This window comes from Micromonospora sp. NPDC050686 (assembly GCF_040654475.1).
Taxonomy (GTDB): Bacteria; Actinomycetota; Actinomycetes; order Mycobacteriales; family Micromonosporaceae; genus Micromonospora.
Map to the genome: position 1 here is coordinate 52198 of NZ_JBFAID010000005.1, position 13099 is coordinate 65296.

Annotated in this window: 14 protein-coding genes; 6 read left to right on the forward strand and 8 right to left on the reverse strand. The window is 71.3% G+C overall.

What is annotated here, in order from left to right; translation table 11 throughout:
- Positions 1 to 54 precede the first annotated feature (54 nt).
- Entirely contained in the window at positions 55 to 2001 is a 1947-nt protein-coding gene (gene gyrB / locus AB0H57_RS06690; protein WP_357503422.1) for a DNA topoisomerase (ATP-hydrolyzing) subunit B, read from the reverse strand.
- A 520-nt stretch (positions 2002 to 2521) separates the two neighbouring features.
- Between gyrB and AB0H57_RS06695 the strand changes: the two genes are divergently transcribed.
- On the forward strand, positions 2522 to 3076 hold the full coding sequence (locus tag AB0H57_RS06695; RefSeq protein ID WP_357503424.1) for a hypothetical protein: 555 nt from the start codon (positions 2522 to 2524) through the stop codon (positions 3074 to 3076).
- Here AB0H57_RS06695 and AB0H57_RS06700 read toward each other — a convergent pair.
- Positions 3061 to 3555 carry a MarR family transcriptional regulator gene (locus tag AB0H57_RS06700; RefSeq protein WP_357503426.1) on the reverse strand — a complete coding sequence of 165 codons (495 nt, stop codon included), beginning with the start codon at positions 3553 to 3555 and terminating at the stop codon, positions 3061 to 3063. The two genes, AB0H57_RS06695 and AB0H57_RS06700, sit on opposite strands and share 16 nt — an antisense overlap.
- Before the next feature lie 87 nt (positions 3556 to 3642).
- On the opposite strand from AB0H57_RS06700, the gene AB0H57_RS06705 reads away from it, so the two are divergent.
- Positions 3643 to 3867 (forward strand): hypothetical protein, encoded by a 225-nt coding sequence (locus tag AB0H57_RS06705; RefSeq protein WP_357503428.1) that lies wholly within the window; start codon positions 3643 to 3645, stop codon positions 3865 to 3867.
- 3 nt (positions 3868 to 3870) lie between these two features.
- Here AB0H57_RS06705 and AB0H57_RS06710 read toward each other — a convergent pair whose 3' ends face one another.
- From AB0H57_RS06710 to AB0H57_RS06735, 6 genes are all read right to left on the reverse strand, one after another.
- Positions 3871 to 4572: a DciA family protein gene (locus AB0H57_RS06710; RefSeq protein ID WP_357503430.1), complete on the reverse strand. Its 702-nt coding sequence runs from the start codon at positions 4570 to 4572 to the stop codon at positions 3871 to 3873.
- On the reverse strand, positions 4562 to 5695 hold the full coding sequence (gene recF, locus AB0H57_RS06715; protein ID WP_357503432.1) for a DNA replication/repair protein RecF: 1134 nt from the start codon (positions 5693 to 5695) through the stop codon (positions 4562 to 4564). The genes AB0H57_RS06710 and recF overlap by 11 nt, the downstream gene beginning before the upstream one ends.
- A gap of 16 nt (positions 5696 to 5711) precedes the next feature.
- Positions 5712 to 6584: a phosphogluconate dehydrogenase (NAD(+)-dependent, decarboxylating) gene (gnd, locus tag AB0H57_RS06720; RefSeq protein ID WP_357503434.1), complete on the reverse strand. Its 873-nt coding sequence runs from the start codon at positions 6582 to 6584 to the stop codon at positions 5712 to 5714.
- 40 nt (positions 6585 to 6624) lie between these two features.
- Complete coding sequence (dnaN, locus tag AB0H57_RS06725; protein WP_357503436.1) at positions 6625 to 7758, reverse strand: DNA polymerase III subunit beta; 1134 nt, start codon at positions 7756 to 7758, stop codon at positions 6625 to 6627.
- A gap of 761 nt (positions 7759 to 8519) precedes the next feature.
- Entirely contained in the window at positions 8520 to 10403 is a 1884-nt protein-coding gene (gene dnaA / locus AB0H57_RS06730; RefSeq protein ID WP_357503438.1) for a chromosomal replication initiator protein DnaA, read from the reverse strand.
- A 117-nt stretch (positions 10404 to 10520) separates the two neighbouring features.
- A complete protein-coding gene (locus AB0H57_RS06735; RefSeq protein ID WP_357503440.1) occupies positions 10521 to 10832 on the reverse strand; it encodes a hypothetical protein in 312 nt (103 codons plus the stop codon).
- A gap of 204 nt (positions 10833 to 11036) precedes the next feature.
- On the opposite strand from AB0H57_RS06735, the gene rpmH reads away from it, so the two are divergent.
- Genes rpmH through yidC form a run of 4 tightly spaced genes read left to right on the forward strand, consistent with a single transcriptional unit; the run spans position 11037 to position 12884 of the window.
- Positions 11037 to 11174, forward strand: a complete 138-nt coding sequence (rpmH, locus tag AB0H57_RS06740; protein WP_088969042.1) for a 50S ribosomal protein L34 — start codon at positions 11037 to 11039, stop codon at positions 11172 to 11174.
- Between the two features lie 34 nt (positions 11175 to 11208).
- Positions 11209 to 11619 carry a ribonuclease P protein component gene (gene rnpA / locus AB0H57_RS06745; protein ID WP_357503442.1) on the forward strand — a complete coding sequence of 137 codons (411 nt, stop codon included), beginning with the start codon at positions 11209 to 11211 and terminating at the stop codon, positions 11617 to 11619.
- Positions 11616 to 11900, forward strand: a complete 285-nt coding sequence (gene yidD, locus AB0H57_RS06750; RefSeq protein WP_357503444.1) for a membrane protein insertion efficiency factor YidD — start codon at positions 11616 to 11618, stop codon at positions 11898 to 11900. Before rnpA ends, yidD begins: the two co-directional genes overlap by 4 nt.
- Positions 11901 to 11903: 3 nt before the next feature.
- Complete coding sequence (gene yidC, locus AB0H57_RS06755) at positions 11904 to 12884, forward strand: membrane protein insertase YidC (RefSeq protein WP_357503446.1); 981 nt, start codon at positions 11904 to 11906, stop codon at positions 12882 to 12884.
- Positions 12885 to 13099 lie beyond the last annotated feature (215 nt).

A 13099-nucleotide genomic window follows, 5' to 3' on the forward strand; every position in this document is an offset into this window, starting at 1 on the left:
CTCTGTGGACCGCCGAGGTGGCCGGTGGATCGTCGACCACCCCGGCGCCGTCCGTCAGATGTCGAGGAACCGCACGTCCTTGGCGTTGCGCTGGATGAACGACCGGCGCGCCTCGACGTCCTCACCCATCAGCACGCTGAACAGCTCGTCGGCGGTCGCGGCGTCGTCGAGCGTCACCTGGCGGAGCGTACGGGTGGCCGGGTTCATGGTGGTTTCCCACAACTCGGGATAGTTCATCTCGCCGAGGCCCTTGAACCGCTGGATGTCGTCCGGCTTGGCGTTGGCCTTCTTCTGCTGGCGCAGCGCGATCAGCCCGTCCCGCTCACGGTCGGAGTACGCGTACTGGGCGTCGTCGCCCTTCTTGTTCCACTTGATCTTGTAGAGCGGCGGGGCGGCCAGGTAGACGTGGCCCAGCTCGACCAGCGGCCGCATGAAGCGGAACAGCAGGGTGAGCAGCAGCGTCTGGATGTGCTGGCCGTCGACGTCGGCGTCGGCCATCAGCACGATCTTGTGGTAGCGCAGCTTCTCGATGTCGAAGTCGTCGTGGATGCCGGTGCCCAGGGCGGTGATCAGCGCCTGGACCTCGTTGTTCTTGAGCACCCGGTCGATCCGGGCCTTCTCCACGTTCAGGATCTTGCCGCGGATCGGCAGGATCGCCTGGGTACGCGGGTCGCGGCCCTGCTTGGCCGAGCCGCCGGCGGAGTCGCCCTCGACGATGAAGACCTCGGACTCGCGCGGGTCGGTGGACTGGCAGTCCGCCAGCTTGCCCGGCATCGAGCCGGACTCCAGCAGCGACTTGCGCCGGGCCAGCTTGCGCGCCTGCTGGGCGGCGATCCGGGCCCGGGCGGCCTGGGACGCCTTCTGGATGATGGTCTTCGCCTCGGCCGGGTTCCGGTCGAACCAGTCGACCAGCCGGTCGTTGCAGACCCGCTGCACGAAGCTCTTCACCGGCGTGTTGCCCAGCTTGGTCTTGGTCTGACCCTCGAACTGCGGGTTGGTCAGCTTGACCGAGATGATCGCGGCCAGCCCCTCGCGGATGTCCTCGCCGGAGAGCTTCTCGTCGCCCTTGAGCAGCTTGCGGTCGGTGCCGTAGCGGTTGACAACGCTGGTCAACGCGCTCCGGAAGCCCTCCTCGTGGGTGCCGCCCTCGTGGGTGTTGATGTTGTTGGCGAAGGTGTAGACCGACTCGCCGTACGACTCGTTCCACTGCATGGCGATCTCCAGCGACATGCCCTCCTCCTCGGCGCCGAACTCGACCACCGTCTTGTGGATCGGGTTCTTGGAGGCGTTGAGGTGGCGCACGAAGTCGGCGATGCCGCCGTCGTAGCGGAAGGTCACCTCGCGGATCTTGCCTTCCTCGCCCTCCGGCACCCGCTCGTCGAGCAGGTGGATGGTGAGGCCGCGGGTGAGGAAGGCCATCTCCTGCAGGCGCCGGTAGATGGTCTGGAAGTCGAAGTCGACGGTCTCGAAGACGTTCGGGTCCGGCCAGAAGGAGACCGCCGAGCCGGTGCGGTCGGTCGGCTCGCCCTTCTCCAGCGGGGTGGGCTTGGAGTGGTGGTATTCCTGCCGCCAGACGAAGCCGTCCTTGTGGATCTCCACCGCCATCTTGGTGGAGAGGGCGTTCACCACGGAGACGCCGACGCCGTGCAGGCCGCCGGAGACCGCGTACGCCTTGCCGTCGAACTTGCCGCCCGCGTGCAGCACGGTCAGGGCGACCTCGACGCCCGGCTTCTTGAGCTTGGGGTGCAGGTCAACCGGGAAGCCCCGGCCGTTGTCGGTGACCCGGACCCCGCCGTCGGCCAGCAACACCACGTCGATGGTGTCGCAGTAGCCCGCCATCGCCTCGTCGACCGCGTTGTCGACGACCTCCCACACGAGGTGGTGCAGGCCGCGTTCACCGGTGGACCCGATGTACATACCGGGCCGCTTCCGGACCGCCTCCAGCCCCTCGAGGACGGTGATCGACTCGGCGCCGTACTTCTTGTTGTCCTCCGCTGCCACCCTCGGCCACTTTCTCGCGCCGACCACGCCGGGGCGCGGGGCGCGGGTTCGGCGGACAGGACGCGACGCCGGGCGCGCACGGACCGGCCCGGATGCCCAGGTCGGGGATCGCTCGCGCCGGTCGCCGCGGTTGCCCGCGGATCGCGATCGGCTCAACCGGGCCCGGGACAATGATCAAGGGCCTGTGGGCCCGTTGTCCGTCGCACCGTGTCCGGTCTTCGTCTCGCCCTCAATCTTACTGTGCGCACACGACAGAACCGCCACTCGGCACCCCTGTAATGGCGGCTGAGAACTCCGTAGCCGGCCGAACTGCGCTGTCCGCGACTCCCCCTACACGCCAGGCCCCCGTCGCGGGTCGCCGCCGCCGTCGGATCGCCTCGCCGTGGCCGGGGCGGGCGTGACGGGCATGCCCGCCGTACCGTAGCTTTGCCACGCCGCCCGGGCTGCTCTTGATCTTTTCCGGTCGGAACCGGGACGATCGACCTGATCGCTCGCACACGTGTTGAAGAGGTGACGCCAGATGGGGCTGGACAACGTCGCGGTGCACTGGCCGCGTACCGGCCGCTTCTACGACCCGGTCGCGCCGGCCGAGTTCGTCGACTTCGGCGAGATCGTCGACGTGCCGCGGATCTCCGCGCCGACCGCGGCGCTCGCCGAGCTCATCGCCAAGACCGGCACGGTACGGGCGACCGCCTACTCCGAGCTGGTCGACCTGATCCTCGGGCTGGAGGATGTGCTCTACGCCACAGAGAACGCCGCCGAGGACGAGGACCCGGTGATCGACCCCGACGGCTGCTCCTGGATCGCCGGCGGGGTGGAGAAGTTCGTCGCCCAGCACCGGGCGTTCGGCGAGGCGGTGACCTTCGAGTCGGTCAGCGAGGTGCTCCGGTCGCTGCTGTCCGACGGTCGCCTGGCCGAGCAGCAGCTGCGCTGGCTGGACAGCCGGCTGGACAAGCTGCGGGACGAGAACGGCGATCCGCCGCAGTGGAGCTTCACCTGCGCCGAGCTGGCCGTGCTGGCCGCCTTCTACCGTCGCTGCGCCGACCGCGGCTTCGCCGTCTACGCCGACGCCTGATCCGGTTGCCCCGGCGCGGCCGGCTCCGGCGCGGTGGCCCGGTTCGCCGCCGCGATGACCTCGGTCAGCACGGTGTGCAGGTGCCGCAGGTCGGCCAGCGGCAGGCCGAGCCGCTCGACGATCGCGGGCGGGATCCGCTCGGCCTGCGCCCGCAGGGCCTGCCCGCTGGGAGTGAGCGACACGGCGAGGCTGCGCTCGTCCGACGCGTCCCGCTCACGTCGCACGTAGCCGGCCGCTTCGAGCCGCTTCAACAGCGGTGACAGGGTGCCGGGGTCAAGCTGCAGGAGCCGGCTCAACTCCCGACCGGACAGCGGCGCGTACTGCCAGAGGGCCAGCATGACCAGATATTGCGGGTGGGTGAGGCCCATCGGCTCCAGCAACGGCCGGTAGACCGCGACGACGCCGCGGGCGGCGACGGAGAGCGCGAAGCACACCTGCTGCTCCAGCGCCAGCGGGTCACCGTCGAGCTGCTCGGACACCTACGACCTCCCTAAGGTCGTTGCGATCCTAGCAATGATTGCTGTACCAATGGTTTGTACACCAATGGTTGGCCGGGAGGGGCAGGAATGAACACCGAGGAGCACATCGGGGACGCCGCCGGCAAGGGCGGCCGCCTCATGAGTTGGGTGTTCCGCAACCTGGCCGGTCCCCCGCAGATCCAGGGTGCCCTCCAGGGCGGCTCACGCCCGGCCCGGGAGGGGTGGAAGCAGGACCTCGAACGGCGCAAGCAGTGGAGCCGGGAGCAGCGCGCACGCAAGCAGGCCGAGCGGGAGGCCCGGCGCGGTCACTGACCGTCAGCCGTAGGTGTCGCGCGGGCCGCGACCGCGCACCCGGCGCGGGCCCCGCGACCAGGACGGCGCGGCCGGGCCGTGGATGTGCAGCTTCCGGACCACGTTGTGGCCGACCTCGCGGCCGATCTGCTTGAGCAGCGAGCCGGCGAGCAGCCGGAGCTGAGTGGCCCACGCGGTCGAGCGGGCCTCCACGGTCAGCTCGCCGTCCTCCAGCTTGACCGGCCGGCTGTGCTGGGCCACCTCCGCGCCGACGACCTTCTCCCAGGCGCCGAAGACGGTCGCCTCGGCGGCCGGCTGCTGCCAGCCGCGCGCCTTCATCAACCGTTCCAGCACCACACCCAGCGGCTGGGGGTCGCGCGGGTCGGGGCCCGGCCCCGAGTAGCCGCGCAACCGCCGCTCGTCGCCGTCCCCCCGGACCGCGCTGCGCCGCCGGGTCTTCGCCGCGGCCTCCCGGCGGGCCTTCGCCGCGTCCAGCACCGCCCGGGCCAGCTCCGGACCGGCCGCCCCGGCCGCGCCGTCCCCGCGAGCGGTACCGTCCCCGCCGGGTGCGCCGTCGCCGCGGGCCGTGCCGGCCGTGCTGCCGCCGCGCGCGGTGCCGTCGCCGCCGGGTGCGTCGCCGGCCGGGCCGCCGGTCTCCCGGGTACGCCGGGGCGCGTCCTTCGCCGGCCCCAGCCGGGCGGGCGGGAGCAGTGGCTCATCCGACACGGTGCACCGTCCCCTCACCGACCGCGTACCGGACGCCGCGCAGGGCGGCCGGCACGTCCTCGTCCACCGCACAGGTCACCAGCAGTTGGCTGGCCCCGCCGACCAGCGCGGCGAGCCGCTCCCGGCGCCCGGCGTCCAGCTCCGCGAACACGTCGTCGAGGACCAGCACCGGCTCGATGCCGTCGGTGCGCAGCAGGTCGTAGCCGGCCAGCCGCAGCGCCAGCGCGTACGACCAGGACTCGCCGTGGCTGGCGTACCCCTTGGCGGGCAGCGGGCCGAGGGTGAGGGTCAGGTCGTCGCGGTGCGGGCCGACCAGGGTGGTGCCCCGCTCGATCTCCGCCGTTCGTTGCTCGGTCAGCGCGGCGGTCAGCGCCTCGGCCAGCGCCGCCCGGTCCGGGCTCGGCTCGGGCAGCTCCACCGACGGCCGGTACGCGATCCCGGCCGCGCCGCGGCCGGCGGCCACCGCGTCGTACGCCTTCGCCACGTGCGGGGTCAGCGCGGCGACCAGCTCCAACCGGCCGGCCAGCAGCTCGGCCCCGTGCTGCGCGAGGTGCGCGTCCCAGACCGCGAGGGTGGACAGGTCCCCGCCCCGGGAACCCCCGGTCTTGCGGGCCAGGTACGCGGTGCGCAGCAGGGCGTTGCGCTGCTTGACCACCCGCTCGTAGTCGGCGCGTACCCCGGCGAACCGGGGCTGCCGGAGCACCAGCAGGTCGTCCAGGTAGCGACGCCGCTCGGCGGGATCGCCGCGGACGAGTTCCAGATCCTCCGGGGCGAAGAGCACCAGCCGCAGCGCGCCCAGCACGTCCCGGGCGCGCCGCGCCGGGGAGCGGCCCAGCCGGGCCCGGTTCGCCTTGCCCGGCACGATCTCCAGCTCGACCAGGAGTTCCCGGCCGTCGTGCACCACCGCGCAGCGGATCACCGCCGACGAGGCGCCCATCCGGACCAGGGGGGCGTCCGTGGCGACCCGGTGTGAGTCCAGGGTCGCCACGTAGCCCAACGCCTCGACCAGGTTCGTCTTGCCGACGCCGTTGGCGCCGATCAGCACGTTCGGGCCCGGCTCCAGGTCGACGCCGACCCGCTCGTACGAGCGGAAGTCGACCAGTTCCAGCCGGCGGACGTACACAGGTTGTGGATACCGGTCAGCGCTTGTGGACGGCGTGGCCGCCGAACTGCTGGCGCAGCGCGGCGACGGCCTTCATGGCGGGCGAGTCGTCCTGCCGGGAGGCGAACCGGGCGAAGAGCGAAGCGGCGATGACGTTCATCGGCACCGCGAGCCGGACCGCCTCGTCGATCGTCCAGCGCCCCTCGCCGGTGTCCTCGGTGTAGCCGCTCAGCTCGGCCAGCTCCGGGTCCTCGTCCAGCGCCCGGTCGAGCAGGTCGAGCAGCCAGGACCGGACCACCGTGCCTTCGCGCCAGGACTTGAACACCCCCGGCACGTTGGTCACCAGCTCGGACTTGGCCAGCAGCTCGTAGCCCTCGGCGTAGGCGTGCATCAGGCCGTACTCGATGCCGTTGTGCACCATCTTGGCGTAGTGGCCGGCGCCGACCGGGCCGGCGTGCACGAGACCGAACTCGCCCTCGGGCTTGAGTGCCTCGAAGATCGGCATCAGCCGGTCCACGTGCTCCTGGGCGCCGCCGACCATCAGCGCGTACCCGTTCTGCCGGCCCCAGACGCCGCCGGAGACGCCGACGTCGACATACCCGATGCCCTGCTCGTTCAGGCGCTCGGCGCGCGGGGCGTCGTCGCTGAACCGGGAGTTGCCGCCGTCGATGATGATGTCGCCCTCGCCGAGCACGCCGGCGAGTTCGTCGATGGTGGCGTCGGTGACGCCGGCCGGGACCATCACCCAGACCGCGCGGGGCGACTCCAGCTTCTCGGCCAGCTCCGCCAGGCTCGCGACATCGCTCAGCTCCGCGTTGCGGTCGAAGCCGACCACCTCGTGCCCCGCGGCGCGCAACCGCTCGCGCATGTTGCCGCCCATCCGGCCGAGTCCTACCAGGCCGAGCTGCATCTGCTGCTACCTCCGTACGTCCGGGTCTTGCGGGTGCCGATCAGCGGGAGACGCGGATCGGCATGATGAGGTACCGGTACCCCGGGACGACCTCGCCATCCTCGCCAGCGGGGGAAATCACTGCGGGCTTGAACGCGTCGACGAAGTGCAGGATGGCCTGCTGGGTGCCCAGGTTGGTCAGGCCGTCGATCAGGTACTGCGGGTTGAAGCCGATGGTCAGCGACTCACCGGTGAAGGTGGCCTCCATGGCCTCGCTGGCCCGCGCCTCCTCGGTGCCGCCGGCCTCGACCACCAGGCCGTCGGAGCTGAAGCTCAGCAGCACCGGGGTGGTGCGCTCGGCGACCAGGGCGACCCGCTTGACCACCTCGATCAGCGTGCTGACCGCCACCTGGGCCTCGGCGTTGTGGCTGCTGGGGAAGAGCGAACGCACCGGCGGGTAGTTGGCCCCGTCGAGCAGCCGGCTGGTGGTACGCCGGGTGCCGCCGGCAAAGCCGATCATCCCCTCGCCGGCCGCGCCCTGAGAGAGCGCCAGGGTCACCGAGCCGCCGAGCGGGCCGAGGGCCTTCGCGGTGTCGTTGAGGGTCCGGGCCGGCACCAGGGCGTTGACGCTGATCTCCGGGTCGTCCGGGTGCCACTCCATCTCGCGCAGGGCGAGCCGGTAACGGTCGGTGGCGAGCATGGCCAGCGTGCCGCCGGAGAGCTCGACCCGTACGCCGGTCATCATCGGCAGCGTCTCGTCCCGGCCGGCGGCCACCGCGACCTGGGAGACCGCGGCGGCGAAGGCCGCCGCGTCGACCGTGCCGGCGCTCTCCGGCATCTCGGGCAGGGTGGGGTAGTCCTCGACCGGCATGGTCGGCAGGGTGAACCGGGCGCTCCCGCAGACCAGCTCCAGGTGGGCGCCGACGGCGGCGATGTCCACCGGCTTGGCCGGCAGCGCCTTGGTGATCTCGGCGAGCAGGCGGCCGGAGACCAGGGCAGCGCCGTCGGCGTCTCCCTGCACCTCGACCGTGACCTGGCTGGAGACCTCGTAGTCGAAGCCGGAGACCTGCAGGTTGCTGTCGGTGACCCGCAGCAGCACGCCGGCGAGCACCGGTACGGACGGCCGGTTGGGCAGGCTCTTCGCGGTCCACGCGACCGCATCGGCGAGCGCGTCGCGCTCCACTCGGAACTTCATCAATGCCTCCGCGTCGACGTCAGCGACAACTCTCTCATGCCGACCGCTTTCTGCCGTCCCGCCCGACCGTGCGGGTACCCATCGCACCTTAGGGCGCGGGGGCATCGGCTGTGCGCCCGACCCCGTGGTTCTGCCGGTGCCGGAGCGACTGTCTCCGGCCGTTCCGGCCCGATCCACAGGAAGTCCAACGGTGATGATTGGTTTTTGTTGTTTTAGAAGAGATAACTCATCGTCTTCATCGCACCTGTGCAAACTGTGGAGAACCGGCGTCTGCCCAGTTCAGACAGGTTATCCACCGGTGGTTTGGCTGTGGAGAACCAGGGGCACAACCCGTGTCCCGGTCCACAGCCGTGCCGCGTCCCCAGGTTGTCCACGGTTGTCCACCGGTTGTCCACCGCTAATCCACCGGGTTTCTCCCCAGTGCTGTGGACGACGACGGGCGTCTCGATCGGCGTCATCCCCAGAACCTTCAACAGGCCGCCCACAGGCCGACCGTCGGCGGTGGACAACCGGGCCGTTGTCCCCAGGCGTCCACAGGTCCGTCCCCAGGAGTTGTCCACAGTCTGTGGGTAACCGGGTCGGGACGGAGGGTGGTTTTCCACCGCCTGTGGAACAGGGGGTGTGGACAACCGGGTTGAGGTGTGGACGAACACGACGCCGATGGTGGCCCCTGCACCGGGTCGAGGGTCAAGCGCCCGGCGTCCACCGGTACGCGACAGGGCCCGGCCGGACGTCCGGCCGGGCCCTGTCCTGTCGTCGGCTCAGGGGGTGTTCTGCTTGATCCGGTTGGTGAGTTCGGCGATTTGGTTGTAGAGCGAGCGGCGCTCGGCCATCTGCTGCCGGATCTTGCGGTCGGCGTGCATCACCGTGGTGTGGTCCCGGCCGCCGAACGCCTGCCCGATCCGGGGCAGCGACAGGTCGGTCAGCTCCCGGCACAGGTACATGGCCACCTGGCGGGCGTTGACCAGCACCCGGGAGCGGGAGTGCCCGCGCAGGTCCTCCAGGCTCACCCCGAAGTAGTCGGCGGTGGAGACCATGATCTGGTCGGCGGTGATCTCCGGGCCGGCGCCGTCCGGGATGAAGTCCCGCAGCACCTCCTCGGCCAGCGACAGCTCGACGGTGGAGCGGGTGAGGCTGGCGAACGCGGTGACCCGGATCAGCGCCCCCTCCAGCTCCCGGATCGAGTTCGACACCCGGGACGCGATGAACTCCAGCACGTCCGGCGGCGCGTACAGCCGTTCCTGGGCCGCCTTCTTCTGCAGGATCGCGATCCGGGTCTCCAGGTCCGGCGGCTGGATGTCGGCCAGCAGCCCCCACTCGAACCGGGTTCGCAGCCGGTCCTCCAGCGTCGCCAACTGCTTCGGCGAGCGGTCGGAGGTGATCACGATCTGCTTGTTGGCGTTGTGCAGGGTGTTGAAGGTGTGGAAGAACTCCTCCTGGGTCCGTTCCCGGTTCTCCAGGAACTGGATGTCGTCGATCAGGAGGATGTCCACGTCGCGGTAGCGCCGCTGGAACGCGCTGGTCTTGTCGTCCCGCAGTGAGTTGATGAAGTCGTTGGTGAACTCCTCGGTCGAGACGTACCGGACCGAGCGGGCGTTGCCCAGCGTGGTGGCGTAGTGCCCGATGGCGTGCAGCAGGTGCGTCTTGCCCAGCCCGGAGCTGCCATAGATGAACAGCGGGTTGTACGCCTTCGCCGGGGACTCGGCCACCGCCACGCTCGCCGCGTGCGCGAACCGATTGGACGAGCCGATGACGAACGTCTCGAACATGTACTTCGGGTTGAGCCGGTTGCCGCCGGAGTCCGGGGCGCCGGGGAGGCGACGGTCGTCCCGCCCGCCCGGCCGGTGATCCGCGCCACCGCGGCCCGGCCCGCTCTCCGCGCCGCCGGACATTCCGCGCGGGGGCGGCTGGTCGCGGGCGGCCCGCGCCTCGTCGCGGTAGCGGGGCTCGAAGCCGCCGGACTCCGGCCGTGGGCGCTCGTCGAGGCGGGGCCGTCCGGTGCGGGCGGATGGGGCCGAGGGCTCGTCGAACGTGCCGAAGAGCGTCTCCTGGGCATCCCGGCTGGCCGGGATGTGGGCACCGCGCCGGCCGTCGGCGGGTGCCGGCCGGCCCGCGGCACCGTCCGCCTCCGACCGCATCGCGGAACGATCCCGCTCCGGCGGCGGCCCGGGGTCGGCGTCCCGGTCGACCCCAGCGGGAACGGTGTGATCGAGGTAACCCGGGCCGCCGTGGTCCCAGCCCGCGATGGGTTCCGGGTAAGCCGGCGCCAGGTGGTCGACCGTCGGTCCGTCGCCGGGCACGGCCACCGGCGGCTCGGGCGCGGTCTCGTACCCGGCGTCCGGGGCGCTGCGGTAGACGGTGCCGGCCGGGCGCCCCGCGCCGTCCTCGGGCAGTCGTACGGTGACCGCCACCTGGATCGGCCGGCCGAGCCGGCGGGTGAGCGCCTCGGTGATCGCCGGGCGGAGGCGGGACTCGATCACGTCCCGGGTGAAGGCGTCCGGGACGGAGAGCAGCGCGGTGTCCTCGACGATCGCGCGCAGTCGGGTGAGGCGCAGGTACGCCCGCTGCTGGGCGGAGACGATCTCGTCGGCGAGTTCATCCGTCGTCGCCGTCCACACCGCGGCAAGGTCGGTCGTACCGGCCACCGTCGTGCCACCCCCCTCGCCTCTGCCCCCGGTCGCCGCTGTGGTCCAGTCAGCCGTACCGGGCCCGCCACCGTGTCGAGCCGGGGTGTGACACCCACCCGGACGGCTGACCGGTCGTCATCCACAAGTTATCCACAGCCTGTGTGTACCGACCGATTGTGGCCGCCCGCCGGACGCGGGTCGGACCTGGCCCCCCGGTCTCGACGGGCGCTGAAGCGGGTTCACCGTGCCGAACGATTCACGACCTTGTCCGGTCTTGCCGGTCAGCGACTTTTCCCCACCCCCGCCGCCGACCGCAAACGCGCACGCTAACAGCGCGGGCGGTACGGCATCAACCGTCGACGCACCGCCCACCTTGTCGGCATCAGCAAAAACCGCCGCTTCGGTCCCGGTCGTCCGGTAGCGGGTGATGTGCTGTTTGACGGTCATTGCCCCCCTGCGTAGGCTGGAGCGGCTGCTCGCTCGCCCTCTGCTAGGGTGATTGGTGCTTGCTGTCCGCGGTCGCGTTCCCGCGTCGCCGAGGTGCCGAGTCGGCGGGCAGCATCGATCGGAGGCCACCCACCGAGGTGGTCTGAACCACCACACGACCCCGGCGATCCCGCGCCCGGGACGTACGAAAACGGAGAGCCTGACGTGAGCAAGCGCACCTTCCAGCCGAACAACCGCCGGCGCGCGAAGACCCACGGCTTCCGGCTGCGCATGCGCACCCGTGCCGGCCGCGCCATCCTGTCGACCCGTCGCGCCAAGGGCCGCACCCGCCTGTCGGCCTGACGCCGCACAGGTCGGTCCGGGGGCGTGGTCAGTCGTGCTGGCGGCCGCACAGCGACTGCGGCGCAGTAGCGACTTCGCCGCAGCGGTCCGCGGTGGCCGACGCGCCGGACGAGGCGCGGTCGTCGTCCACCTGACCCTGCCGACAGCGCCCGACGGCAGCACAGCGACCTCGCCGGAGCCGGCGCGGGGCGCGGAGCACACCTCCGCGCCGACCCGCGCCGGCTTCGTCGTGTCCAAGGCCGTAGGGCCGGCCGTGGTCCGGAACAAGGTCCGGCGCCGGCTGCGCCACCTGGTCCGCGAGCGGCTGGACGCGCTGCCCGCCGGGAGCACCCTGGTGGTACGCGCGCAGCCGGCCGCGGCCGACGCGTCGTACACCCGGCTCGGCGCCGACCTCGACGGGGCGCTCGCCGCCGCGCGGGCCCCCCGGGGACGGCGGTCGCGATGAGCGACGGCAACGCCGCACGGCCGGCGACAACGGGTGCCCGGGTGCTGATCGGGCCCATCATCGCGTACCGTCGTTGGATAAGCCCGGCGCTGCCGGCCCGCTGCCGGTTCTACCCGTCGTGCAGTGCGTACGCGCTGGAGGCGGTGTCCCGGCACGGCGCACTCCGGGGAGCCGGCCTGACGGTCCGGCGGCTGTTGCGCTGCCACCCTTTCCACCCCGGTGGACATGACCCGGTGCCGGAGCCGGGCGGCCGCCGCCGCGCTGACGTGACTGGAGCCTGAGAATTGAGTCTCGACTGGATCTACTCCGCGATTTCGTGGATCCTGCTGACCTGGCACTCGGCCTGGGATGCCATCGGGGTGCCGGTCGGCGCGGTGCTCGGCACGAACTGGGCCTGGATCCTGGCCATCATCTTCCTGGTGGTGACGGTCCGGGTGATCCTGTTCCCGGTCTTCGTCAAGCAGATCAAGTCGCAGCGGGCGATGCAGGCGCTCCAGCCCAAGGTCAAGGAGCTGCAGGAGAAGCACAAGGGTGACCGGGAGACGCTCCAGAAGGAGATGATGGAGCTCTATCGGAAGGAAAAGGCCAACCCGTTGATGGGCTGCCTTCCGATGTTCCTCCAGATCCCCGTCTTCCTGGGCCTCTTCCACGTGCTGCGCCGCCTCGACCCGGAGAAGAAGAACAAGGAACTCTACGGCTGGTCGGTTGAGCAGTTCGACAGCGCCTCGAACGCGAAGATCTTCACCGCGCCGATCGCGGGCAAGTTCGGCTCCACCGTCGACGAGCTGGCCCGGCTGCAGGCCAACGGCACCACCGTGAAGGTGATCGCCGGTGTCCTGGTGCTGATCATGATGCTCACCACCTATCTCACCAGCCGTCAGATGATCCTCAAGACCGGCTGGGCCGAGGACCCGCAGCAGCGGATGGTGCAGCGGCTGATGCTGTACGGCATCCCGGCGTCGCTGCTGATCTCCGGCGCCATCTTCCCGATCGGTGTGATCATCTACTGGGTCACCAACAACCTCTTCACCCTCGGCCAGCAGCAGTGGGTGCTGCGCAAGTTCCCGCCGCCGGTGACCACCCCGACCAAGGCCGGCGGCGCGATCCGCGGTCCGGTGCAGCCGGCCAAGAACAGCGGGCTGTTCGGCCGCAAGCCGGCTCCCCAGGCCCCCGCCAAGCCCACCGCGCCGAAGGTCGCCGGGCCGAAGCCGGGCGCGCGGCCGGTCAACCCGAAGAAGAACCGCCCGGCCAAGCGGCAGGGCTGAGCTTGTCGGCCGCCGCCGGGACAACCCCGGTGGCGGCCGGTCCCGTCGATCGAGCCGCCGCCACCCGGCCGGCGCCGTCGGCGAACCCACCGCGCACCGCGCGGGCGCGGGCGAAACTGGCCCGTACAGACCTGCCCGTGGGCACCGGCGACCTCCCGCCGGCCCCGGGAGACCAGCGGACCCGACGGTCCGGCCGAGCGAGTACGGAGATGAGA